This window comes from Thermobaculum terrenum ATCC BAA-798 (genome assembly GCF_000025005.1).
Lineage (GTDB): Bacteria > Chloroflexota > Chloroflexia > Thermobaculales > Thermobaculaceae > Thermobaculum > Thermobaculum terrenum.
The window spans coordinates 240144-265187 of the sequence record NC_013525.1 but is presented as its reverse complement, the minus strand read 5'-3'; the positions used below and the strand labels follow the sequence as shown (position 1 = coordinate 265187).

The following is a 25044-nucleotide window of genomic DNA, read 5'->3' as shown; positions in this document are numbered from 1 at the left end:
TGAATGGGTCAAGCTGATTGGACTATAGAGGATGTGTTAAATCTAAGGCATGTTGAGGATGCGCAGATATCTCCAGATGGCAAATACGTGGCTTATGTAATCAGAGATGCTTACAGGGAAGAGTTAAAAGTTAGGTCTTCCCACATTTATGTGGCTGACATAACGACTGGAGAATCAAAACAGTTTACTAGTGGTCCTGGGGCGGATGCCTGCCCACGTTGGAGTCCAGACTCCAATAAACTAGCTTTTATCTCAGATAGAGAGGAAGAGGCCAGATTTGATCTCTTTACTATCGATGTTCACGGTGGTGAGGCTATCAAGCTGGCGGATTTGGAAGGTTCGGTTTTGGACCTAAGATGGTCCCCAGATGGAAGATATATAGGTCTGTTATTAGAAGTTAGTAGGAATCCACATGAGGATTCCCCCATGGTGTTTGAAGAAAAAGATCAGGCGACTCGAATCTGGAAGGTAGCCTCATCAGGTGGAGATGCTGAGCCTCTATCACCTGAAGGGCTGCATGTATGGGAGTTTGAGTGGCTGGAGGACTCTTCTGCCTTAGTTGCTGTATGTTCAAGATATCCATATGAATGGAGCTGGTATGAGCCTTTTCTTGCTCTAATTGATGCTTCATCAAGCGAATATAAAGTTCTATACTCACCAGATAAGCAAATAGCAAATCCAGCGCCCTCTCCGGATTCGAAGCATATAGCCTTCATAAAGGGTTCTTTTAGTGACAGGGGTAGCGTTGGAGGTGAGGTATGTGTGGTAGATCTACAAGGTGGTATGTATAGGTCTCTTACGGAGGACTACCCAGGAAGTTTCTGCTCAGTACGTTGGTTGAACTCTTCTTGTGTGCTGGCCATAGGTTATGAGAACGGCAACGCATGTCTATTAGCGCTGTCTCTTGATGGTAATAGACGCAGACTTTGGTTGGAAGAATCCATGGTGTCCCATCGATGGTGCGCTCGGTTTACTCTGAATAGACACAAGAACTTTGGGGTGCTAATAAAAGAGTCGCATTCTTCACCTCCTGATGTATGGTCTTTTGCCCTTTCTGATAGTGATATTAGTGAGTGGAAAAAGATTACAGATGTTTTTCCAGATCTACGATCTAAGTACAATGGAGAACCCAAGACCATAGTCTGGAAAAGCAGCGACGGCTTAGATATACAGGGTATATTTTTGCACCCTAGAAACTTTAGCGGGGTAAAACCCCCCCTAGTGACCATCGTACATGGAGGGCCTAGCTCCATGTACCATCATAGCTTTTTGGGCAGCTACTTTCTGGCTCCTGTCCTGGTATCGAACGGTTATGCAGTTTTCTTGCCTAATCCCAGAGGTAGCTATGGCTGGGGAACCGCCTTTGCAGAAGCTAACCTAGGCGATATGGGGGGTATGGATAAGGAAGACATAATCTCAGGTATAGAGTATTTACTAGAGTTAGGATATGTTGACCCAAGCAGATTAGCCATAGCTGGGTGGAGTTATGGCGGGTTCATGACAGCTTGGATGATCACCCAAACAGACATATTCAAAGCTGCAGTCATGGGAGCTGGTATTGCTAACTGGAGGAGTTTTCATGGCGTTACCAATATTCCTACCTGGGATAAGCTCTACTACAGAGATGATCCATACAAGCTAGGTGGCCGCTTTGATAAATTCTCTCCTGTTAACTGGGTTAGCAGTGCTAAGACTCCTACCTTGATACTTCATGGAGAAAAGGATGCATGTGTGCCTGTAGGACAGGCTTACGAGATGTACCGAGCCCTAAGGGAACACCAAGTGACAACCAAGTTAGTCGTTTATCCGGGGCAAGGGCACGGCATCGATAAGAAATCCTACGTCCGAGATATGTACGAACGTATACTGGATTGGTTTGGGGAGCACCTAAGAGAATAGGTGCTCCCAGAATAATTATGATATGCGGTTATATTTGAATCTCAGTCCTAGATAGAGTATGACTACCCCTACTACCAGCAACAAAATGGGGAGTAAGCTCTCGTGGTTAGCCATACCCCCAGCTCCCGTTTGGGCAGGTCCAGACATTACTACTACAGTGCCTGCCATACCTACACCGCCTGCGGCGCCATGATACTTGCAGTAATAAGCATATTTACCTGCTTTAGTAAATGTGTGACTAAAGCTATCTCCAGAATTAAGGTTTCCTGAGTCGAAGCTACCGTCGTCAGCAGTTACTGTATGGGGATTCTGACCTTCGTTTTCCCACTCGACGGTGTCGCCCACACGTATGGTGATAGTTTTGGGTTCAAAATAGTTGTCATCAACCTCCACTTTATGAGTAGTATTCGTGGTAGCTGACACTTTGGAAGGCATTGCGACTAGCAATAGGATTAGAAGTGCTATAAGAGGTTTAATCCAAGTCTTCATGTATCTCCTCCTGCAAAAGAACTTTACTGGCTTCTCAGTTTCTGCCTTGTACAAACAGGTGCTTGTATCCCCTGCATTCCTTAATACGAGTGTGGAATTGGAAACGGTTTTATCCTTGTCAGCTCACTTGATGTACGAGTAAGATACATAGGAAAGTTTGAAAACGAAGACTTGATTGAAGAGAGAATTGCGTAAGCTAATAGATAACGAAGACTCTGCAAACCAGAGCAATAGCTACTCTGATCACGACGACGAATATCTTTTGTACTTAATAAAAGAGCGAGACCATCAGGCTCTGGCAGAAGTCGTCAATAGATATGGCAGGTTAGCTTATTCTCTGGCGCTACGTATATTAGGTGATCAGGGATGGGCTGAGGAAGTACTTCAAGATGTGCTTGTAAAGTTATGGCAGAAGCCTGATATGTACGATCCCAAGCGTGGGGATCTCAGGCGTTGGTTGCTTAGTGTAACTCACAATGCGGCTATCGACAACTTACGAGGTAGACATGGCAGTGAGCAAAAGTATGAGGTAGGTTTCGAGAAATTCGATATCCTGCCGGATGGTTATGAGGACCCTTCAGAGGATGTTGTCAGAAAGTTACAAGCAGAAGAGGTAAGAGGAGCATTAGCTTTAATCCCCAGCGAACAGAAGGAAGTCATAGAGCTTGCATACTATGGCGGTATGACTATATCGCAGATAGCTAAACTTACTGGCGCCTCGACAGGGACCGTCAAGACGAGAATGCGCTTGGGCATGATGAAGCTTAGGCAGATATTAACTAGCTCAGGGGCCTCCGAATGAACTGTGAAGTTGTAGAGGATAAAATCCCAGCTCTAGCCCTTGGGGCTCTGGACGATTCCGAGCTTGAGGAGATCAAAGCTCATATACTCGCGTGTAACAAGTGTAAGTCTGAATTGCTCTCATATACACCCGTGTTAGATGCCTTAAATCTATCAGTCGATGAGTTTGATCTGCCGACGGGTTTCAATCGCAGGCTTATGAAGAGGATCAATCCTCAAGCTGTAAAGAACAGTAGACAAGGAGAAACTGTGCAAGTACAGCAATCAAACTTTACCTCAAAGCTCGTGGTCGCTTGGGGTGTGGCTATAGTGCTGTTGTTTGTAGCTATTCTCTTAGGCGCCAGAGCTTGGACTCTGGAGAAAAGCTTGGCGGAGCAGCACAACTATGATGAGCACATGGTAGCTCTCATGACAAGCGATAACGTGCAGACTCTGGACCTCCGTGCTCAGGGTACCGATGTGCGAGCCAAGCTATATCTGAGTCAGGATGGCCGCGAAGGGGTATTGATGGTAAGTAATCTGACTCCAGACAGCACATATGAGGTTTGGCTTGTTGGCTCTGATGGAAGGGTGATGGCAGCCACCTTCACTCCTCTATCTAATGGTACTGCCAGAGTATATTTGGATCCTGAAGGTGGTTTATCTAAATATCAGAGAATAGATATAGTAGTGCAAGGTTCTTCTCGCCAGGTGATTACTGGGGATTTGTAATCTGTTGCTCTTTCTCCTCTGGAGGTACCCTATTGTACAGCTTGCATAGATGCTTTATTCTGCCTGCAATTTCCTCGGATAGCGCACTTTCAGGATAACTCCATTCCCAGTTTCCGAACTCTGTACCAGGGATGTTCATCCTCGCCTCTGACCCGAGAGTTAGAAAATCTTGTAGCGGGAAAATTGCATACTTTGCAGTCGAGGAGATCCCCATTCTAATAAGCTCCCATACTAAATCCTTTCCAGTTTTTCTCCCTACATAGCTTCTAACTATAGATTTATGTTTGCTGTCTAGCTCTTCCCACCAACCCAGTGTAGTGTTGTTGTCGTGCGTGCCGGTATACACTACACAGTTGAAGGTTACGTAGTTGTGAGGCAAGTACTGATTTTGTGGGTTCGTGAATGCAAACTGTAGTACCTTCATGCCCGGGAAGCCAAACTTGTCACGCAGCGCTTCTACTTCCGGAGTGATAACCCCTAAGTCTTCAGCTATTACAGGCAGTGAACCTAAAGCTTTTATGGCTGTTCTGAAGAACTTTGCCCCAGGAACCTTTACCCACCTACCATTTACTGCGGTTGTTTCTCCATATGGTACTTCCCAGCAAGCGCAGAAACCCCTGAAATGGTCTATCCTTACCATGTCAAAGAGCTTAAGTGACCACTTGAGTCTATCTATCCACCAAGAATAATTTTGAGCTTCTAGCATCTGCCAGTCATAGAGGGGGTTGCCCCATAGCTGCCCGGTGCTGCTGAAATAGTCCGGTGGAACACCAGCTATCATGCGTGGGTTACCATCTGGTTTGAGCTTAAATATTTCTGGATGAGCCCAAACATCTGCGCTGTTATGAGCAACAAATATGGGCAGATCTCCTAGGATCTTAACGCCGCGAGAATTACATGCCTTCTTTAGCTCAAACCATTGCTTGAAGAACAAGTATTGGGCGAACTTATGGAACATTATCCTTTGCTTATGCTCTCTACTTAATCTTTCTAGCGTCGTCTTGTCTCTTCTGGAGATATCAGTGTGCCAAAGGTTCCAGGGCCTACCATTATTCAGCTCAAGGAGTGTCATGAACATTGCATAATCATCTAGCCAGTAGCTGTATTCTTCGCAAAAGGACTCAAAATCCTTGGTAGGGGTAAACCTTGAGAAGGCTTTCTGTAGAATGAGTGACTTTATCCTTCTTGCGAGGGCATAATCTGTCCGCTGATGCTTGGTATTAGGCTCTTTTGGTAAGTCTGCTGTTGCCAGTATTCCCTCCTCGAGCAGCAGATCTGGACTTATCAGTAGGTGGTTGCCGGCAAAGGCCGAATAGGATTGGTACGGAGAATTAGATTTTCCAACTGGACCTACCGGTAACATTTGCCATATGCTTAGCCCGCTACTTGTAATAAAATCCAGAAATTCATAAGCTTTGGGCCCCATATCTCCTATAGAGTACTTGGTGGGGATTGATGTTAGGTGAAGTAACACACCACTTCTTCTGTGATCATTCATTCCCTGCTCCTGAATGCCCCTTAGCTGTGCAATTGCTCCAAGATACATAGATAATTTATACCTAGGAAAGGGGTGTTTTGTTATGGGGTGTAGGTCAGCAAAAGGTCATGTATGGCAGAGGATCAATGTTAGAGGTAGTGTTTGGAGATGCCTTAGATGTGGAGCCACTCAGATAAGTTCGCAGATGCCTCGGCTGGAAACGAATCCCAAACAGATATCTGAGGAAAATAAGCAGAAGGTAAGTAGATTGTTGCCCATATATAAAGACAAGCTGAAGGACACATGGGTCTTTGCTCTTGAGATGCGTTATGGACTCAACGAGGAATCCCGCGAGTACTCATACGAAGAGATTGCTCAGGTTCTTGGTCTTAGCAAACTAACTGTACAAAAGATTATCCGTGGAGCTATTCATTCCTTGGAAGGGCTCGAAAGAAAAGACCGCTGGAGATCCTCCATCAAGGAGGATAAATACAAAAATATTATGGATGCCTAGAAGATACTAGCTTTGTTCATTATGATCATCCTTCAGCCTAGGCATCTGGTTTAGCTGGCTTCTGATATTCTCTTGCTTCTCCTGTATAGAATCTTCTTCTGTTTTTATGATCCTTCTTGATTCTTCCAGGGTGGCTTCAACTTCACCTTGAGTCTCATCGATCGCCTGATCTATAGCTTGGCTTACGTTGTCTCTAACCTGTTTATCAAGCTGCTCTTGTGCTGATTGAGCTTTATCTTCAATCTCTGCTAAAGGATCCCTGGTGATATTCCTATGATCCCTCTTTTCACTAGTATTAGCTTGCTGTGTATTCTCTCGAGGGTTATTGACTACAGGGGTATCGTTCACTTGGGATGCATTTCCATGCATTCTTAATCTGCTAAGCAGGATCGATCTAGTTTCTCTGCCACTTCTTGGAGCAAAGAGTATAGATAATACAATGCCTATCGTAAACCACTTTAAGGCTGTGTAGGCTCTGCTCATGGTGCTAACCTCCCTTGTTTTCAGGGAGGTGAACGCATTTTCTATGCCTAGACTAGAGATGCGGCAGCCAGAGGTCTAAATCTTCTGAATTGAGTTCTGTCTGGCTCTGGGAACAACTCTGGGTGTATGGCGTGCGCAAGCATCTCAAGAGAGTCCACTATTCTTGGACCAGGACGCGCGAAGTAAGCCGATCCGTTGGATACCCATACATTACCGTTCCTAACAGCAGGCAGCGATTGCCACTCTTCCCTTTCATTGATTAGCATCAGCTCCCGCTCGGTTCTATCGGCATCGAACCCACAGGCCATTACTACTACTACTTCAGGTGCAGCCTGAGCTATTTCTTCCCAAGAAGCTCTGCTCGAAGGGATGCCCTCAAGACCAAAGACCTCTTCTCCTCCGGCTATCCTAACCATCTCAGGGATCCAATGGCCAGATTTATAGGGAGGGTTTACCCATTCCATGCAATATACCTTGGGTTTGTGGGCTACGGACGAGGCCTTAGACTCTACCGCTCTGATGCGTGTTATCAGTTCATCTATCAGCTTCTGTGCTCTTGCTTCCGTACCGGTAAGCCTGCCTACAAGTAGGATGGTCTCAAGTATATCGTATAGCGTGTTAGGCTCCAGGGATACTACTGGTGTTTCAGCGGGTAGTATGCGTGCAGCCTTCTCTACAACGGTATACGACACTGCACAAACGTCACATAGTTCCTGGGTCAGGATTAGATCGGGAGATAGCTCTCTAAGTAGTTCTTCATCTAGTGCGTATAGTGTGCGGTGCTCATGTAGGCTCTCTACTACTTGCCTATCTATCGAATAACTGTCTTGAGTAGTATCTATCAACGACCTGGTAAGTATAGGCTTACCCATTACTTCTGGAGGGTAATCGCATTCATGTGTAACTCCCACCAGGCTATCTATGAGCCCGAGGGAGCAAACAATTTCAGTAGCACTTGGCAGCAGGGATACTATACGCACTCCGTACTCCTTAACATGCAACTACTTCGAGCTTAGTCCAGCCTCAACCAAGTTTGCAAGTTCATGATCTGTCAGCGGTCCTCTCCACCGACGTATTACTTGCCCATTTTTGTCTATCACATAGGTTTCAGGTATACCTGTCAGGCCGTACTCTGTAGCTGTGCCAGTTTTAGTAGTGCCGTTGATGTAGGTCAGGTCGTTATCTTCTATAAATTGCTCAGCATTTTGTGGATCATCCCACAAGTTAACGCCGAGGAAAACCACGCCCTCATTTTTGAATTTTTGCCAACCTGACTCGAGCGTGGGAGCTTCTTCGGCACACGGTGGACACCAGGAGGCCCAGAAGTTAACTATTACGACCTTACCTTTATAATCGGACAACTTTACCTGCTTCCCATCAAAACCCTTTAGAGTGAAGTCTGGTGCTGGGTGAGGCTCTATGGGCACATCTCCGCCTACAGATACGATCCTAGCTCCTTGCTCGAGGGTATCTCCTTCCCTCTGCTTAGCAAGTCCATAGCCGAACAATATCAGTAGTACTAAGACGCCGGCAAGTATACCAGCTACCAGCCATCTAGCAGCGTTCATAGATCTTCAGATACTCCAACGTTTACTGATCTTCCTTCGTATTTTGGTTTTCTCGAATTTCAACTTCCGATAGTTGCTGACGGAGGTCGTTGAGTTTCTGACCAATGTAGTAGATATAGACGAAGATACCTATCCATACGACAAGTAATGCAGCGAAAAGAAATCCAAAATTATCCATTTTCTATACTCCTGATTTCTAGCTCATCCTCTATTAGCGCTATTCTTGTTCTTATGATAAGAATCCATATAAAGAGCAAGGTGAAAGCTAAGAGAGATACCATAAATGCCTGTAGCATCTCGGGAGGCATGCTAACCTGGCCAGGCTCTACGACCTGTTGTGGGTGGAGGGTTCTCCACCACTTGGTAGACATATAGACTATAGGTACGTCCACGAAACCAACTATCCCTAGCACTGCGGCATAGCGCGCGCCTTGTTGTTTGCTGGGAGCATAAGCTCTTAGCATGAGGTATCCAAGGTAGATGAACCACAGGATTAGAGTGGTGGTCATTCTTGGATCCCAACTCCACCATGTACCCCATACTGGCTTGCCCCAAAGGGATCCGGTGATGATCATAATGGTTGTAAAGACAAGACCCACCTCAGCAGAAGCACGCGCCAATGCATCCCAAAAGCGACTGCTCTTGAAGAGGTACACGACGCTAGCCACAAACACTAGGAAAAATGCCAGGAAGCCGTTCCATGCGGTGGGAACGTGATAGTAGAAGATACGTTGCACGTCACCTTGTGTGGCATCTGTGGGGGCATATATCAATGTCATGTAAAGAGTTAGTGCCATGAGTGGCAAGGTAACAAACGCTAGCACTTGGCTCAGCTTGTCTACCCAGCCATAATAACGTGTAGATTGTACTGCTGCTGTTATTTGTGCCAAGGTCTTACTCCTCTAAGACTTGATCAAATAATATGTAACCAGCGCATATGAATAGCGCATCAAAGGCTATTAGAAGGCCCGTCCATGGAGCTCTGTTCATAGCTGTTGTGCCAGTCAAGTGATTAGCTGTGGCTTCCACAGTAGCTATGGTTACGGGTAGAAGTATTGGGAATATAAGTACTGGCAGCATGATCTCTCTTGCTCTGGTACTAGCTAGAAGCCCTGCGAACATAGTGCTTATCGATGCAAACCCTATAGTGCCTAATATCAAGACAGTTATTATAGGCAGTGTAATAACCTGCAGATTGAACAACACCACAAACATCGGTAGTATCAGGACTTCTGCAAACAACATGAAAAGGATATTTCCTATAAGTTTAGCAACATACAAAGCCCCTAACTCCAAGGGGGCTGTTATAAGACCTTCCCAACCTCCGCGCTCTTTCTCGAGAAATATGGTACGCCCCACGTTTACTGCGCAACTAAAGAATATCGACACCCAGATTACTCCGGGTCCTATTGATTTTACATTTTCTACCCGAAGATCGAAAGCGTAGTTGAATATGACAAGTATCTGGAGGGCAAAGACGAACATTGAGATAATGATTTCTTTTCGCCTTATCTCGAGAACCAGGTCTTTGTGAACTAAGGCTAGGACTTGTTGCCAAAATTTCATGGTTGGATGGTTAGTTTATGCCTTTGTGTGGGATGCTGTAGATCTATTGAGTCGATCTCCTGTACGCTCTTATCTGCTATTATGCTTCCATTAGATAATACCAATACACGATTGCCTACACTTAATCCAAATTCAAGGTCGTGGCTGCTGAAGACTATCGTGCCATCGTACTGGGCAAGAACCTCTTCCAGTTTGTGAGTAGACTCTGCATCGAGTCCTGTGCTGGGCTCGTCCAACAGTAGTATTTCTGGTTGATGAATCAGGGCCTTGACGATCGCTAGCTTCTGTTGCATGCCTCTGGAGTAGTTGCGCACTCTGGAATCTAGAAAAGATACCAAGCCAAAAGTATATATCAAGGGCATGTAGAGGTTTTCAGGGTTCTTTACTGAGTAAAGCTTCGAGTACAGGTTGAGATTTTCCCTTGCAGTGAGGTCGTCATAGAGGGTTAGGTTATGACCTAGATAACCTATTCTATTTCGTAGGTCACGCTTGTACTTTATCGCTTCAAGTCCAAAGAGCTTTAGCTCCCCCCTGCTGGCTCTGGACAGAGTAGCCAAAATCCTTAGCAGAGATGTTTTGCCAGACCCATTTGGTCCCCATAATAGAACCCTCTCCCCAGCAAAGACTTTGATATTTACGTTCCTTAGTGCCCAACGTCGGTTATAAAGCTTTCCTATACCTTGGGCTTCTATAACAGGTACGGGGTCACTCATCGATTGTGAGGGTTTGTTGGAAAACATACATGTACAAGAGGTTTTTCTCTATGTGATATGGAAATCACTGGGCATATCCTTGGGAGGGTTTGGACTGGAACTTGGAGGGGCACTTGGCAAGCAGGGTGTGGGCATGGAACACCTGCCCATCATAGGTGCCCTCCACCACCACATCAGCATTGTCCTTGAAGATGTCCGGCACCACACCCTGATACTCCACCCTCATCCTGCCAGAACCATCATAGGCTGTGAAGCTGAGCTTGTCTCCTTGCCTGGAGATGGAGCCAGGCAACACCTTGCCTGACACCCTGACCTGTCCCCCATGATAGGAGGACTGCAGCTCGGAGACCTTCAGGTAGTAGACGGTGTTGGCCGAGAAGTTGGAGACCACCAGATAGAGGATGGCGGCAGCTGCCACCAGTCCCACAACTAGCAGTCCCAGGTTTCTTCTCCTTGTGGTGTCTACCGCTACAGCTTGTGCCATTCCCTTGGCAGTATACCACATGGAGGCAGAAAGCCGAGAGGACTGTTATTTATACGCTTTTATTTATACGCTTTGCTTAACTTCCTCGCTGGTCTTGCTGTAGGTCTCTACGACATGGTTGACCTCGCCACCCATTAGGAGTATGTAAGAGGAGTAATACATGTAAAGCATCAGTAATATGGCTCCGGCCAACGTTCCGTAGGTCTTGTTGTAGTTACCAAAGTTGTTTACATACAAGGAGAATATAAGTGTGAAGACTAGCCAGCCAAGAAGGGCTAAGATCGAGCCTGGTGTTACGAGTCTGAGTGGCTGCTTGATATCTGGGCCGTAGTGATAGATAAGTGCAAAGGCTAATAGAGCTATAAGTATAAGCAAGGGCCATTGAGCTATCTTCCAGCTCCAGGCAAAGAGCGTTCCTAGACCGGTGGTACGAGCCAGCCAATCTGCTATCTTAGGTCCAAAGACTGCTAGTATGCCTGCGCTCAGCAGTAATAGTACAGCAATAACAGATAGCATTATCGATATAAGGTACTTCTTCCAGATCGGTCTTGAATCTTTTATCTCGTACACTACATTGAGAGATTCCATGATCGACCTAAAGGCCCCCGATACTCCCCATAGGGCTAAGAGTACGGATACTATGGCACCTGTAGTAAAAGTTCCAGGTCTTATGTTACCTATAAGTCTATCTATCTGTTGCTGTACGAAATCTATGACCTCTACTGGTATAGCTTGCCTGACCTGGGGGCGTGATAAGAAGTCTTTTATTAGCTGAGAGGTGTCAAATACGCCCAGCACTTTGTCAAATATTCCCAGCATAGATATTAGGAAAGTCAGAAAAGGGAAAATGGCAAATATGCCATGATAGGTCAGGCTGGCTGCAAAATCCCCCAAGTGATCTTCCGAGGCTTCCTTCCAGACTTGCTTTAGCAGATCTGCGATTCCTATGTGTCTTGCCAGTGGAACCCTAATCTTGTTACCTAGCTGTTCCAGCTTGTTCAGATACGGAACCAGAAATGACATAATGTTTTGTTCTCCGCTGCACCTATATCTTTCTGGCTATGACCGTCATGATATCTCCAAAGTTCAAAGGAACCTTAAGATCATGTATCTTTAGGAGATGAGCAACGGTATGAGCAGCTCTATAGGCTGCTGGACTGTAGGCTTTTATCTTGGAGAAGAGATATCTTAGGCTAACAACCCTAATGTGATGCTTGATTTCCAGAATTCTGAACCCTGATTTTCCAAGTATTTTCTCCATTGTGTCTGGCGTAAAGTAATATAAGTGCATTAGCATATACCAAGGATAGTGCTTCCCCAATACCTTGGCGAACACGGAATCTACGTTCATAGTGGTGATTGCCAAAATGCCGTCGTCTCTTAGCAACGAGTTTGCTCTTCTGAGTTCCTTATAAGGATCTGTAAGGTGCTCTATAACATCCCACATGGTTATTACTTCGAAGCTACTATCCTCCAGATTTGCCTCAGAAAGGCCGCATTCCTGTACCTCTATGTTTCTCTTATTCCTGCAATACTCAGCTGCCCACTTTGATGGTTCAAGCCCGTAGACCTCATAGCCATAGTCTTTAGCTATATCCAAAAATGTGCCAACGTGGCATCCCACATCCAGCAACTTGCCCTTTCTTTTATATCTGGAGATCTCAGCAAGGTTGTTCTTGAAGGTGGCTACTCGTCCCTCTTCTTCGGCAAGATATACATGATCCTCTACTTGTGAGTAGATCTCGATTATTTTCTGTGGAGAAGGTCTGGGATTGGCAAATATCAGGCCGCAATTATTGCACCTCACAATAGGTCCATGTTTGCTATGGTGGATGCTTGTACAAGCTAGAGCGTTAGCTGAGATCTGTGAGAAGTCAGTGTTTGCTGGCAGAAACAATGAGTGACTCTTGCTTCCACATAGGTTACAGTCGATATATTCAAGATCACTAGTTTCTAATATCAATACTCCTACCCCTTATGTTATCCATAGTCCTGGATTTTGCATATGTTAACAATTTCGACAGTAGCAAGGAAGCTACCAGCAGGTAAAAGCTTATAGAGATTATAAGCCCGTACTCCAAAGACTTAGATTCATACCTGAACTCTATCTTATGTTCCCCTGCCGGAATGGTTACAGCACGTAGTAAGCCGTATGCGCGGTAGATGTTCACTGGCTTTCCATCTAGATAAGCTCGCCAGTCGGGATAGTAAACCTCGCTCAGTATAAGCATTCCTGGCAAGTGAGACTTAGTGGTTAGTGTTATTCTAGATTGTGAATAGTGATCTATAGTTACGGCGTCATCTGAAGGATTTATGTCTTGTATGTGGCTTTCAAGACCTTCTACCAGTGCTATCTTTCTGAAATCTAGGGCGTTGTTTGCCAAGATGTGTAGAACCTCTTCGTATGGGGCATTCTGCCAGGAATGTACTATCCATGCTCTGGGCAATGCCGTCTGGCGTTCCCATATACGAATCGTTGAATCTTCATATACCAATCTCGAGGTTTTCTCTAGAGATTCGTATTCCGGAAAATTGGGGCCGAAGCTCCTTAGAGTGATCACGTATCTCGCATTGAGCAGATCCAGTAGAGGTGAAGAGAGCCCTCTCTGTAAGACGTAAGTGCTTCTATATTCCTGCGATTGGCCGTTTATTACTCCAAAAAAGGAGTCATAACTCGATAGTTGTAGAGGATTGTACCCTTGGATATCTTGAATACCAGTCACGAGAGCTCGGTTGTTAACTAGCAGGATTTTGGTTCTGTAGTCCATCCACAGGTATCTATATAGGATCCCGGGGGGCGGAATACTTGGATCGGCTTTGCCAGGGAACCAGCGTAGCCTTGGGTCGTATCCGAAAAACCTAAATGTGTAATTAGGGCCTTGAGACCTCAAAAACTTAACAGCTTTTGTAGAACTGTAGTAACTCTCTAGATTAACCTTTCGGAGTGCGTAGACCATACGGGTCTGCAGTCGCTGTGCTTGTACATGGTTGTTGACTATGTATAGGTCTGCGAACACACAGGCTAAGACCAGTAAAGTCAGAAGTATTTTATTTTGAGCGCTTGGATTTACTATATATATCCCAAGTCCTATTGAGAATACGAGCAATATGATGGAAACGTATATTGTTATCTGTGAGGCTGCATAAGCAGTTATGAACGCTAATAAAATGGGTGGGACCAAGATTAGCCAGTAAACCTTTCGCTTGATCCGCTTTCTGTCTAGTTGTAATAAGTATGTTATTGTTGATCCTGCCAATAATGATGGGGCTATATAGAAAGTCATCATTATCCGCTCAGGATCATGGGGATGGAGAGATCTGAACATGGGTAGAAACTCATACAGTATGAGGTGCAACAGGGTCTGAGATCTGCTGGCTAAGACTAAGCAAGCAAACATCCATACTATCCAGAATGGAGTCATGTACCTAGTACGCACTAAGAAGGGTGCGGCCAATGCTAGCGAAAATACGGTAACCCCTAAGTACCATGTAGTAGGGCCCAGCAGGGAAAGAGATTCAAGAATCGTCCATCCGCTATGTACTCCAGCTTGTTGCAGAGTGTAGCCGCTGGCAAGGTTAGATTGGCTTAGGAAGCTTAGCTTAGGGAGGATGTCTGCGGCTCCCAGCCCAAAGGCCAGTATACCCATAATTATTCCGGTTGATAGTAGCTGTGTGATGCGCGCAATAATGCCCGATCTATGTTCTGGGAAGACCAAGATCCTAAATGTCAGATAGCTTGCTATCAACAGGAATCCATAGTAGAAACCTTGCCCTGGCCATGCGGAGAAGATTTGTGCCAGAGAGAAGCTGGAGATTGCGATCCAAATCCACTTATTCAAAAGTTCTCTAGTCTTGATTGCACGCTCACAGCCAAGGAGGGCTACGGGAACCCATGTGTATACACCACTGTAGGCGAAACAGCATACTGTTCTTTCATAGCTGAAGCCATTTATCGAGTAGGCCACGGATGCTAGTACACTACCTGATACGGATAATCCTAGGTCGCGTGCGAGGACGTATACGGCGATAGCAGAAACCACCCAATGAAAAAGGATGTACGTTTTGGCTGCTTCTGATAAAGACAGTAGTGTGAAAAATGCCATAGCTGGTAAGTACATCCAGCCTGATTGCGGACTTGCAGCGAAAGGGAAGCCAGAGAACAGAAATGGATTCCAAACTGGTATCTCTCCGGATCTTAGGGAGCTTCCTAGGTAATGATACATAGGGTAGAAGAAGACTGCTGAGTCCAGCCCTACAGCTGTGCCCTTGATTACCATGTGGGCTACCGCAAGCAGAGTCAAGGATACAGCACCTAGCGCTCCTAGAACATCAAGCTTTCTTAGCTCCAGGCTGAAAAAGGAAGGTAAAGTTCTTTGATGTGCCCGAACGTACCTTAAAGCTTTCATGAATTTGTACGAGAGCATGAAGGACAAAAAAATAGGTCGTGCACCCCTTGTTGATCTCGACCCTCCAGCTTAGCTCTCGCTAGCTAGCTCCGGTTAGGCTACCCCACAACACCCGGAAGTGACCGCTTACCGTTGCTTCCTCCCGGACCTGGCGGGGTTCGCGGGCTTCCGCCGTGTGGGACCCAACCATCATCGCCGCTTGGCGGAGCCAGTCCTAAAGGGCCGGACCGCGAAGGGGAATTCGACCCCGCTATAGCGGATTGCGGGTACAGGGCACCGCTAGTTCCCCGTCTAGCACGACCACTAACATAATAGTAAGCAATCTAATAAAGCGTCAAGCCCGAGATCCTGCATGAGCAAGTAGAGGTGCATCGGCTCATGTAGAACTATGCGTTTGCTAAGTTTCTACCTGTCTTCCCGCCAGATAAGTGCTCGGGCTTCAAGCCGACCCAAAAGGGCAAATATAAGCATGATAATAGCCATTATAAGAACTACTGTCGACAGCATTAGGTCGGCGTTTTGACTGTTCTGTGCAAAGTTGAGCATATAGCCCAGACCTCTACTGGATGCCATGTACTCACCAACGATAGCTCCCGTAAAGGCAAATCCTACTGTAAGTCTCAAGCTTGAGAAGATCCATGCCGCAACAGAGGGGACATAGACATTGAGTATAATGTCTCTCTCGTTTCCTCCTAGAAGCCTGATTCGATCGATCAGATCTTTATTCACCTCTCTAATACCTGTGTACACGGCGAAGAAAAGCACTACGAACACCAGTATAAAAGCCACAGCTATCTTGGAGGCGATTCCTATTCCCAGCCACATGATGATCATAGGCGCGATCACGATGCGTGGCACTGAGTTGAAGAGTGTCATTACAGGCTCTACTATCTGGCTTAGCGTCTTGAACCTAGCAGCAAGCCATCCTAAAGCTGCGCCAGCTATGAAGCCATATATAAGTCCAAAGATAGCTGCCTGCATGGTAGCTGCTAGATGTTTCCATATGGCTCCGGTGCTGAACTGTTGAATGAGAGTTTCTATTATCCTGCTAGGGGAACTATAAAAGTATGTATCTATAAAACCTGTTCTGGCTCCTAGCTCCCATAGCGCCAAAAATACTAGCAGCAATCCCCACCTAAGGATATATACGGATAGGTACTTACTCTCCCCGCTCTCCTGCTTCTGCGCAACACTTATATTAGATACCTGCTCACTTGCCATAGGACTTGTTCACCTCTTCGTAAAGTTGATCCCATAGGAAGCGGGTTATCTGACCGAACCTTGGATCGGATCTAATAGCAAGTAGGTCTCTTGGCCTCTCTATATCTACATCGACGATTGCCTTGACTCTACTGTGAGGACCAGCAGCCAAAACGACTACAGTGTCTGCCATGGAGGCAGCTTCTTCTAGGTCGTGAGTTACGAATATGATAGTTCGTTCACCAGATCCAGCCAATGACAGCAGGTCCATCTCCATCATATATCTGGTCTGTGCATCCAGTGATGAAAAAGGCTCGTCCATCAGGAGCAAGGGGGGATCAAGAATAAGTGTCTGAGCTATAGCCACTCTCCTGCGCATACCCCCAGAAAGCTGGGCCGGATAGTGATTGCGAAACCTATACAGATTTACCTTCCGCAGCCAATCCTCTACCCTTGATTTAATCTCCTCCGCAGGGAATTTTCTGAATCTGAGTCCTAGAGCTACGTTTTCAAATACAGTCTTCCATGGGAGAAGAGTATCCTGTTGCTGTAGAAAGCCTACTATTTGGGGCATGACACCCGCTACTCTTTGGTCGTTAATCATTACCTCTCCAGAACTTGGCCTGTCTAGCCCCGAGAGTATTCGCAGCAGTGTAGATTTACCGCAACCCGATGGGCCCACTATTGCCACGAACTTTCCAGCAGGTACCTCTAGGTCGACACCACCGAGAGCTGTATAAATATCACCATTCTTGGATCTGAAGTTCTTGGTAATGTTCTTGAAAACCACTCTAGGGGGTTGTAACTTCGTGCTAGTAGCGGCGGTGCTTGCTCGCATTAGCCCTCCACGTACTTATTAGTGTAAAGTGTGCTTATATCTATATTCTCGTTCTTTAGCAACCCAGAAATTTTCTGTGTTTCTACTACTCTTCTTACGGCATGTTCTTCTATCACGCCGTCGCTTGGGTAAAGGCTCTCCTTGTATTTATCAAGAGCTTTTGCAAAGATCTGGATGTCATCCCCGGGCGCTAGCTCTTGTGGGGCAGCCTTTACGATTTCGGACCCTGTGTGGTTCAGTATCCACTGATTAGCCTTTACCAGTGCTCTGGCCAGCTTTTCGACCACATCTGGTTTGGAATCAAGCACATCCGGCCTTGTGTTTAGCCCCATAAACTGGTAGTCGCCACCTAGTACCTCGTTTGTCTGCTGCCTGTCCATGAAATTTACTAGTACTCTAGCACCCTTTTGGGAGAGTAAAGTCAGTGCAGGTTCCTGCACCATCCCTGCATCTACCTCACCCCGGAGCAGGGCGTCGTATAGATTTGGACCAAGCGCCACGCTATCTGTACTATTGGGATCCAGATTGTTCTTTGCTAGTAGCGCCTTCAATAGAAGATCATCTGTAGTACCAAGGTTATTAACCCCTACTCTCTTGCCTTGCAGGTCACTAATCTTGGTGATCTCTGAAGACTTACCAGGCGATACTACTAATGCGAAGAATGGCAACCTGGAGGTTGAAGCAACCATTATTACCGGCTGGCCTTGATCCACCGATCTAACAATTAGATCCATCGGAGTACCCACAAAGTCGACGCTCTTTGAAATGAGAGCATTTATAGCCAGCGCACCACCCTTCATGTATATTAGGTTTACATCGTAACCCTCATCCGCAAAGTACCCTTGCTGTCTTGCTACTTCGAAGGGCAGTATACACAGCACCTGGCTACAAAACGCTAGATCCAGCTTTGTCAGTCCTTCTCTGGAAGGAGCGGTTGGCTGACTGCTGACTATACTTGTGGGGACTGGGCTCTTCTGTGCTTGTGGCCCGCCAGCCTGCCCGCAAGCAGCAATAAACCCCGTAAGGAGGAAGCCCCCCATGTACTTTAAGACTTGTCTACGAGTTATTGGATGAGTTTGAATTTCGGGAGCGGTTTGAGAATCATCTAGTAGATCTATACCATCACAGGGGCAAATATCCCTCTCCATAATATTTCTGTTGCAACAATCAGACATACTGTTCTTCACCTCATCAACTATTCATGATACTTGTACTCCTTATTAGGATATCTAATAAGATGGAAGTATGACGTCATCTGGCGCCGAATAACGGGAATCATAAAAAGTAGTTATATGATATGAGAGGTTTATAATTTACATCTCAAAGGAGAGATAAATGCATGTAATAGACCTTAGGAGTGATACAGTCACTCTACCCACAGAAGAGATGCGGAAGGCCATGGCGGAAGCCGAAGTCGGCGATGATCAGAGCAGAGAAGACCCTACGGTCAACAAGTTGGAGGAGTTAGCTGCTGAGATCATAGGTAAGGAAGCAGCTTTATTTGTACCTAGCGGCGTTATGGGTAACCTATGTGCAATGCTAGTGCACTGCGAGAGGGGACAAGAAGTGATAATGGGAGATCAATCCCATATCCTCTGGTACGAAAGTGGTAGTGGGGCTGCCCTAGGGGGATTAGTATATCGATCGGTGCACAACGGCAGGTTCGGAGAGCTAAATCCATCTGAGGTAGAGGAAACTATACGCCCCGAACGACTGGGCTTCCCTAGAACTGGGCTTGTGTGTCTTGAGAACACACATAACAGGTGTGGAGGGACGGTACTCAACTTGCAACAGATAGAGGGTATAGTCGATGTAGCTCATAGACATAATGTGCCTGTACATATGGATGGTGCCAGGATATTCAATGCTGCTATCTATTTGGGAGTCCCTGCAAAGGAGTTGGCAAAGCCTGTAGATAGCATAGAGTTCTGCCTTTCTAAAGGATTGTCAGCGCCAGTTGGAAGTATTGTGGCAGGTAGTGAGGGCTTTGTAAGAGAGGCCAGAAGAGTAAGAAAACTTCTTGGAGGAGCGATGCGCCAGTCAGGAGTTATAGCCGCTGCAGGTATAGTCGCTCTGGAGAAAATGATAGACCGTCTTCATGAGGACCATGTAAATGCCCGTAAAATCGCTGAAGGTATAGTAGATCTTGACGGTATACGCCTGGATCTAGAAACGGTACAGACTAACATAGTGGCTTTTGATCTTGTATCGCCTGACTGGACTCCCCCTAAGCTTATTTCTGAACTGGAAAGCCGAGGGTTGCGTATAAGCAGCTATGGTGGGAGAAAGATGCGTATAGTGACTCATTACGGAATCAGTGATGATGAGTACGATCAAGCTATAAAGATATTTCGTGATGTTCTAACTGGGACCTATGTTTCTTATCCTCAACACTGAACATCTGTCTATAATGACATAGATCAGCCAGGGACACGTTCCCGCCACATAGCAGCAATACTAGTGTGCTTTGAGGTGTAAAAGCGCTACGAAGCCTTTCTGCAGCCGCAAGCGTACATGAGGCTGCGGGTTCTGTAAGCACTTTCGCCCTTTCTAGCAGAAATTCCAAAGCCTGGAAAGCTTCCTTATCACTTACTACAGTTACTGACTCTACAAGCTTTCGAGTTATAGCGAGCGTGTTCTCCGAGACCGAAGGAGCTCCTAGTGTCTTAGCTATGGAGGTAATGGCAGGTAGTTCTATGGGATGCCCAGCCCTAAGTGCTTGTGACATGCTGTCTGCCCCCGCTGTCTCAACTCCCCAGATACGCACATGCGGCTTTTGGCTCTTTATGGCGGTTGCAACGCCGGATATCAATCCACCTCCGCCTATACTGATGATTACATCTGTGACTTGGGGTAGATCCTCAAGTATTTCCAAACCTATTGTGCCCTGCCCCGCCATAACCTGATTGTCAGCGTATGGGTGTATCATGACCTCTCCATACGCCTGTCTTTCAGCAGCCAATTTGAATGCCTCAGCTATATCTGATGTCAGTACTACTTGTGCACCATAGTGTTCAGTGGCTTCTATATAGTTTTCTGGAGTGTTTCTAGCCATAAAAACTGTGGCCTTAATGCCTAATTTTGAAGCTGCGTAAGCCACAGCCTGAGCATGGTTGCCTCCGCTAACTGCAACCACTCCGCGATTCTTCTCTTCGGGGCTGAGCGAGAGCATCTTATTGAATGCTCCTCTTATCTTGAACGCACCGGTGGTTTGGAACATCTCAAGCTTAAGGTAGACCTTTGCTCCTAATCTATTGCTTAGAGTATGACTTTCTTTTAAAGGAGTTCGTTCAATATAGGGGGATATGCGATCCCTAGCCTCTAATATGTCATTTAGTGTTAGCATTCTGTCTTCATCTCCACAGAGCACTTCTTTTCCCGAACCCGAAGCAGTATACATCAGTTTGAGTATCATGTAGTGCCTTTTGCAAACAAAGCTGGTATCTTTGCCCAAAAGACGACAAAATCATTACAGATCATTTTTGATCACACAATTGAGCTTGGGTTACAGCAAGAGTATAATGCGTGAGAGAAGGGTTCATGCCTTTGGAGAACAACATGTCAGACAATTATTTTGATAACACTGACTCAGGCGAGGTAACCATTTTCGATCTTAGAGATGGTGAATCGCGTGCCAAAAGACTTATTAGGGCAGGTCGCAGACATACTGATGAAGGCAGATTTGAAGAAGCTGCTCGAGCTTTTGAGCAAGCAGTAGAGATTTCTCCAAAAAAGGCGGAATATAGAGTTGAATTGGCTGCTGCTTATCGCAACCTAATTGAATCAGGTGTTGTGAGCGAGCCTGAAATGGTGGAAGCACTTCTCGAGAGGGCATATAGCCATCTCATGGAAGCGGTGCGTTTGGATCCAGAGTATGCTCCATCCTATAGGTTGCTAGGCTACGTTTATGAGGCTATGGATGCTCCTTGGCGTGCCAAAGAGATGTGGAACTTCTATCTTGAGATGGATCCTAACGGTCCATACTCTTCTGAAGTTAGATCTGCATTGGAAGAGCTGGACCGCGTACAGAACCTTCACTATATGTTTGAAGAAGCTTCTTACCTGGTGAATCATGGAGATCCTGAAAGAGCGTTGGAGATACTCTCCGAAATTTTGGAGGAAGAGCCAGATTGGTATGAGGCGTGGTTCTGGCGTGGTCTGGCTTGTCGTGAGATGGAGATGATCAGTGATGCTATAGAGTCTTTCGCCAGGGCAGTGGAATTAGACCCAGAGAGTACATATGCCTATCATGAGTTAGCCTCACTGCTGGCTCGTAAAGGAGAGGTGGAGGCAGCTGAAGGGTTTTGGCATAAGGCCTTGGATTTGGATCCCGAAGAGCCTTGGATAATGACTAGCCTGGCTTTACTACTTTGGCGAGATGAGCGTCGAGACGAAGCCGAGAAATTGTTCCTTCGAGTTCTAGATATAGACCCTGCAAATCGTAAGGTGCGTAACTACCTGCGTAACCTGCGTGCGGGTATGCCTCCTCCACATCTTGTTGAGACCTGATTCCGGACTCTAATTCATGTCCACACGTTGGAGCGAGAAAGATTTATACCTCTTGGGTAGTTCTGCGTCTGTCGACATAAAGCTGGTGTCTGAGTTATCTCCTGACGAATCTAGGCACGTTATAAGAGGGCTATGGGACAGTAGGGGATTTATTGGCCTAAATCTAGGAGGCTATCCTGTAACCAGCTTGGTGGTGGATAGCCTGGATTTGGCTTTCTGGATATCTGAGTATATTCGGGCAGTTGTGGGCAGATATATACCTCCCAGGAATCTGAAATCAGGGCTCATATGGGTTGGTGTTTCGGGCAGGAAATGCCTCCCTTGGCTTCGATATATCTATGATCAGTCTAATTTTGTCTCGGCAGATAAGTTTTCTAAGGCTAAAGAGCTTATTAGCATATTAGAGCAATGAAATGAAGCTGGTTGCTGTCGGTACGTTTTCAGATGCCATTCTAGCCGAGATGTATGCTGAGCTGCTCAGACGACAAGGTGTACCAGTAATGGTACAGCCAGTAGGAGCTCATCTGGGTGGATGGGCTGTGGGAGTGGCCTCTATGCATCGACTGCTGGTGCCTGAAGATTATTTTGATCGTGCCAATCGAATACTTCTAGAGTATCTTGCAGGGGATGAAGAGAGTTAATAGCTTAGGGAACCAGTTATAAATTTGGGTTTTACCTTACATGGTGAATGTAGCTTAAGGGAAGAATACTAAGATATGTGCTAACGTATTAGCTAGGTGCAGAAATTGCGAATAGTCTACTTAGGTTGACCGCGATAGTAATAATATGACAAACTAGCCAGGTTATTGTTCACGTTAATAAAAGGGGGTTACTTTGCACACGCTACTGATAGAAGGGGGAGTACCCCTTAGAGGAGAGGTTAGGATAGCAGGGGCTAAGAATGCTGCTCTTAAGATGATGGCAGCTGCTTTGCTAACTGAGGAGGAGGTACATCTTTCTAATGTGCCTCATATCAGCGACGTATACGTCATGTCAGCTCTACTTCAGACGTTAGGGGTAGAGGTGAATTGGAATGGCCCTAATACTCTCAGGATCAGAGCTAAGGATATTCGACCTGTTAGGTTTGGTATTGACGTGGCCGCTAAAATAAGGGCTTCATTTGTGGTAATGGCGCCCTTGCTGGCTAGATGTGGAGAAGCTAGTGTGCCTAATCCAGGAGGCGACAGGATCGGGCATAGACCGGTTGATAGACTTGTAGAAGGACTTAGGCACTTTGGTGTTTGTATAGATTATGATGGTGCTTATTACAACGCTACTTGTGATAGGTTGAGGGGATGCGAGTACAGATTTAACAAGAACTCGCATATGGGTACAGAGCACCAGATAATGGCAGCTGTGCTGGCTGAAGGAAGATCAGTTATATACAATGCCGCGCAAGAGCCAGAAGTTGATGACCTGATAGATATGCTGAACTCTATGGGTGCCAGAATAAAGCGAGTTGAACCTAGGACAATAGTCATAGATGGAGTACGCAAACTCGGTGGTACTCATCACACGGTAATGCCGGATCGGATAGAGGCTGGGACCTTCGCAATAATGGCGGCGGCTACAGATGGCGATCTGTACCTGTCAGGAGCTAACCCCGATCATATGCAGGCTTTACTTGACAAGATGAAAGAAGCTGGGTGCAGGATTGAGGCAGACCCGGAAGGTATTCGCGTACGTCGAGGTGAGAGCCTTCGAGCAGTTAATGTAATCACAAGGCCTCATCCTGGGTTTATGACCGATTGGCAAGCTCCCTTTGTTGTCCTCCTGACTCAGGCAAGTGGAGTCAGTTTAGTACATGAGACTATATTCCCCAACAGGCTTGGATATACAGAACAGCTAAACCTTATGGGGGCTCACATAGAGTTATTTAATCCTCCGGTGCCTGATTGCGGTTATGAGTGGAATGAAAAGGATGATTCTCCAGACTATTTTCACGCAGCTCGAATCTATGGCCCTACCCCTCTAAGGGCTGCTAATCTTACCATACCTGACCTTAGGGCTGGTGCAACACTTATCATAGCGGCTCTGTGTGCTGAGGGGGTAAGTAAAGTCAGTGGTGTGCAGTGGGTAGAGCGTGGCTATGAGCACTTCGTGGAGAGGCTTAGATCTCTAGGTGCGCGTATAGAGGAGAGTCTACCTGCAGAAGCAACAGCCTAATGTCTTACCTGGCTATTTGAGAATGTATCTGTAACCATCGTAGTAGGTCGCGCCTACGTAGTAGTCCCACAAGGGTATCACCAACAACCACTGGAAGTTGGTTGACGTCGATTCTTGCAAGTTGCTCAAAGGCCTTGGCTAGATCATCATTAGGCCCTATAGTTATCAACTTATCCCTGGGAGTCATGATTCGACTTACGGGAACTATAGGCCATTCTTCCCTAGCCACTTTCTTCAGATCTTCGATGCATACTAGTCCTACGAGCCTGTCCTCCTCAACTACTGGGAACGATCTTTCATCTGAGTTGATAAGCAGAAGCCTCACGAGATCTTCTATGGTCATATAGGGACTTGCCGTGGGGATGTCCGTCCGCATGATCCTGTTAACTGGTACGCCTTCTAATATATGGTGTATGACCAGCTGCCTATAGCTTTGAGATGCCGCACTGCTAAGAAACCACCCTATAAAGATCAACCATAAACCACTAACCAGTCCTGTCCCGAAAAATGGTATGTGAGCCCCAAATATCATCGCTACGCCCGCCAATATCATTAGCCATCCAATTGCTTGACCTATGAATGACGCAATTCTTGTAGCTAGTCTTAAGTTGTTAGATATGGCCCAGATGATGGATCTTAGTATCCTCCCTCCATCCAATGGAAAGCCTGGGACTAAATTGAACACAGCAAGCACTATGTTTATAGGGCCTAGCCATAGGAATATGGTTGATAGAGGATTAAGCTGGGCCAGCAAGCCTTCCGGATTATATATCGACAGGTTCGATATACCTGCTATTGCTGTGCCTATCACCAGGAATACGATACCTAGTACCAGGCTTGTTAATGGTCCCACTACCGTAATCAGGAATTCAGCTCTAGGGGATGGTGGCTCTCTTTCTATATCTGCTACTCCACCGAACATGAAGAGGGTTATTCTTCGGACAGGGACTCCTTGAGATCTCGCAACGAGGGAGTGCGCAAGCTCGTGAGCAAGCACCGATCCAAAAAACAGCAAAGAAGCTGCAATTGCCACTAACCATATAGTGGTAGTGCCCCATTCAGGATGTACGACAGCTAATGCACCGGCTGCTAAGTTCCAAGTGACAAGTAGAAAGATGAATATCCAGCTAGGATCTATATAGATCCTTATACCGAATATACGACCTATCGGTATTCCTGGCCCTAGCATTAGATCTCCTTTGATGTTTGAGTATAACCTT

At 46.2% G+C, this 25044-nt stretch carries 26 protein-coding genes and 1 other RNA gene; 8 read left to right on the top strand and 19 right to left on the bottom strand.

Annotation, left to right across the window (positions count from 1 at the left end; translation table 11 throughout):
- Positions 1 to 3: 3 nt before the first annotated feature.
- Entirely contained in the window at positions 4 to 1899 is a 1896-nt protein-coding gene (locus TTER_RS01235; RefSeq protein WP_012874205.1) for a S9 family peptidase, read from the top strand.
- 15 nt (positions 1900 to 1914) lie between these two features.
- Here TTER_RS01235 and TTER_RS01230 read toward each other — a convergent pair whose 3' ends face one another.
- Positions 1915 to 2388, bottom strand: a complete 474-nt coding sequence (locus tag TTER_RS01230; protein WP_012874204.1) for a cupredoxin domain-containing protein — start codon at positions 2386 to 2388, stop codon at positions 1915 to 1917.
- A gap of 175 nt (positions 2389 to 2563) precedes the next feature.
- Between TTER_RS01230 and TTER_RS01225 the strand changes: the two genes are divergently transcribed.
- The gene (locus tag TTER_RS01225; protein WP_012874203.1) at positions 2564 to 3190 is read left to right on the top strand and encodes a sigma-70 family RNA polymerase sigma factor; all 627 of its coding nucleotides are present in this window, start codon (positions 2564 to 2566) and stop codon (positions 3188 to 3190) included.
- Positions 3187 to 3900 (top strand): anti-sigma factor domain-containing protein, encoded by a 714-nt coding sequence (locus TTER_RS01220; protein ID WP_012874202.1) that lies wholly within the window; start codon positions 3187 to 3189, stop codon positions 3898 to 3900. Before TTER_RS01225 ends, TTER_RS01220 begins: the two co-directional genes overlap by 4 nt.
- On the opposite strand, the gene malQ is transcribed toward TTER_RS01220, so the two are convergent.
- A complete protein-coding gene (malQ, locus tag TTER_RS01215; RefSeq protein ID WP_012874201.1) occupies positions 3884 to 5398 on the bottom strand; it encodes a 4-alpha-glucanotransferase in 1515 nt (504 codons plus the stop codon). The genes TTER_RS01220 and malQ overlap by 17 nt on opposite strands.
- 184 nt (positions 5399 to 5582) lie before the next feature.
- Here malQ and TTER_RS15710 point away from each other — a divergent pair, with 184 nt between their 5' ends.
- Positions 5583 to 5891, top strand: coding sequence for a sigma factor-like helix-turn-helix DNA-binding protein (locus TTER_RS15710; RefSeq protein WP_041424301.1), 309 nt, complete (start codon positions 5583 to 5585; stop codon positions 5889 to 5891).
- Between the two features lie 6 nt (positions 5892 to 5897).
- On the opposite strand, the gene TTER_RS01205 is transcribed toward TTER_RS15710, so the two are convergent.
- From TTER_RS01205 to TTER_RS14460, 15 genes are all read right to left on the bottom strand, one after another.
- A complete protein-coding gene (locus TTER_RS01205; RefSeq protein WP_012874199.1) occupies positions 5898 to 6374 on the bottom strand; it encodes a YtxH domain-containing protein in 477 nt (158 codons plus the stop codon).
- A 47-nt stretch (positions 6375 to 6421) separates the two neighbouring features.
- Entirely contained in the window at positions 6422 to 7354 is a 933-nt protein-coding gene (locus tag TTER_RS01200; protein ID WP_012874198.1) for a cobalamin-binding protein, read from the bottom strand.
- Positions 7355 to 7375: 21 nt separating this feature from the next.
- Positions 7376 to 7942 (bottom strand): peroxiredoxin family protein, encoded by a 567-nt coding sequence (locus tag TTER_RS14465; protein WP_012874197.1) that lies wholly within the window; start codon positions 7940 to 7942, stop codon positions 7376 to 7378.
- A gap of 22 nt (positions 7943 to 7964) precedes the next feature.
- On the bottom strand, positions 7965 to 8120 hold the full coding sequence (locus TTER_RS16315; protein WP_012874196.1) for a CcmD family protein: 156 nt from the start codon (positions 8118 to 8120) through the stop codon (positions 7965 to 7967).
- Entirely contained in the window at positions 8113 to 8832 is a 720-nt protein-coding gene (gene ccsA, locus TTER_RS01190; protein ID WP_012874195.1) for a cytochrome c biogenesis protein CcsA, read from the bottom strand. The genes TTER_RS16315 and ccsA overlap by 8 nt, the downstream gene beginning before the upstream one ends.
- 4 nt (positions 8833 to 8836) lie before the next feature.
- Positions 8837 to 9508, bottom strand: coding sequence for a heme exporter protein CcmB (locus TTER_RS01185; RefSeq protein WP_012874194.1), 672 nt, complete (start codon positions 9506 to 9508; stop codon positions 8837 to 8839).
- Entirely contained in the window at positions 9505 to 10221 is a 717-nt protein-coding gene (locus TTER_RS01180; protein ID WP_169302598.1) for an ABC transporter ATP-binding protein, read from the bottom strand. Before TTER_RS01180 ends, TTER_RS01185 begins: the two co-directional genes overlap by 4 nt.
- Before the next feature lie 64 nt (positions 10222 to 10285).
- Complete coding sequence (locus TTER_RS01175; protein WP_041424510.1) at positions 10286 to 10705, bottom strand: cytochrome c maturation protein CcmE; 420 nt, start codon at positions 10703 to 10705, stop codon at positions 10286 to 10288.
- Between the two features lie 63 nt (positions 10706 to 10768).
- Entirely contained in the window at positions 10769 to 11728 is a 960-nt protein-coding gene (locus TTER_RS01170; RefSeq protein WP_012874191.1) for a YihY/virulence factor BrkB family protein, read from the bottom strand.
- 22 nt (positions 11729 to 11750) lie between these two features.
- Positions 11751 to 12602, bottom strand: coding sequence for a class I SAM-dependent methyltransferase (locus tag TTER_RS01165; RefSeq protein WP_041424300.1), 852 nt, complete (start codon positions 12600 to 12602; stop codon positions 11751 to 11753).
- A gap of 49 nt (positions 12603 to 12651) precedes the next feature.
- Positions 12652 to 15006 (bottom strand): YfhO family protein, encoded by a 2355-nt coding sequence (locus TTER_RS01160; RefSeq protein WP_169302597.1) that lies wholly within the window; start codon positions 15004 to 15006, stop codon positions 12652 to 12654.
- Positions 15007 to 15147: 141 nt separating this feature from the next.
- Positions 15148 to 15411: signal recognition particle sRNA large type (gene ffs / locus TTER_RS15210), an RNA gene on the bottom strand.
- Positions 15412 to 15516: 105 nt separating this feature from the next.
- Positions 15517 to 16332, bottom strand: coding sequence for an ABC transporter permease (locus tag TTER_RS01155; RefSeq protein WP_012874188.1), 816 nt, complete (start codon positions 16330 to 16332; stop codon positions 15517 to 15519).
- Complete coding sequence (locus TTER_RS01150) at positions 16322 to 17149, bottom strand: ABC transporter ATP-binding protein (protein ID WP_012874187.1); 828 nt, start codon at positions 17147 to 17149, stop codon at positions 16322 to 16324. The genes TTER_RS01155 and TTER_RS01150 overlap by 11 nt, the downstream gene beginning before the upstream one ends.
- Positions 17149 to 18297, bottom strand: coding sequence for an ABC transporter substrate-binding protein (locus TTER_RS14460; RefSeq protein ID WP_049822916.1), 1149 nt, complete (start codon positions 18295 to 18297; stop codon positions 17149 to 17151). Before TTER_RS14460 ends, TTER_RS01150 begins: the two co-directional genes overlap by 1 nt.
- 187 nt (positions 18298 to 18484) lie before the next feature.
- On the opposite strand from TTER_RS14460, the gene TTER_RS01140 reads away from it, so the two are divergent.
- Positions 18485 to 19546 carry a GntG family PLP-dependent aldolase gene (locus tag TTER_RS01140; RefSeq protein WP_012874185.1) on the top strand — a complete coding sequence of 354 codons (1062 nt, stop codon included), beginning with the start codon at positions 18485 to 18487 and terminating at the stop codon, positions 19544 to 19546.
- On the opposite strand, the gene TTER_RS01135 is transcribed toward TTER_RS01140, so the two are convergent.
- Positions 19488 to 20564 carry a threonine ammonia-lyase gene (locus TTER_RS01135; RefSeq protein ID WP_241215208.1) on the bottom strand — a complete coding sequence of 359 codons (1077 nt, stop codon included), beginning with the start codon at positions 20562 to 20564 and terminating at the stop codon, positions 19488 to 19490. The two genes, TTER_RS01140 and TTER_RS01135, sit on opposite strands and share 59 nt — an antisense overlap.
- 143 nt (positions 20565 to 20707) lie before the next feature.
- On the opposite strand from TTER_RS01135, the gene TTER_RS01130 reads away from it, so the two are divergent.
- The 3 genes from TTER_RS01130 (at position 20708) to murA (ending at position 23824) form a co-directional block, all read left to right on the top strand.
- On the top strand, positions 20708 to 21658 hold the full coding sequence (locus tag TTER_RS01130) for a tetratricopeptide repeat protein (protein WP_169302596.1): 951 nt from the start codon (positions 20708 to 20710) through the stop codon (positions 21656 to 21658).
- 413 nt (positions 21659 to 22071) lie between these two features.
- Positions 22072 to 22299, top strand: coding sequence for a putative signal transducing protein (locus TTER_RS01120; protein WP_012874181.1), 228 nt, complete (start codon positions 22072 to 22074; stop codon positions 22297 to 22299).
- A gap of 193 nt (positions 22300 to 22492) precedes the next feature.
- Positions 22493 to 23824 (top strand): UDP-N-acetylglucosamine 1-carboxyvinyltransferase, encoded by a 1332-nt coding sequence (murA, locus tag TTER_RS01115; protein WP_012874180.1) that lies wholly within the window; start codon positions 22493 to 22495, stop codon positions 23822 to 23824.
- A gap of 4 nt (positions 23825 to 23828) precedes the next feature.
- Here murA and TTER_RS01110 read toward each other — a convergent pair whose 3' ends face one another.
- On the bottom strand, positions 23829 to 25013 hold the full coding sequence (locus TTER_RS01110; RefSeq protein WP_012874179.1) for a site-2 protease family protein: 1185 nt from the start codon (positions 25011 to 25013) through the stop codon (positions 23829 to 23831).
- Between the last annotated feature and the right edge of the window lie 31 nt (positions 25014 to 25044).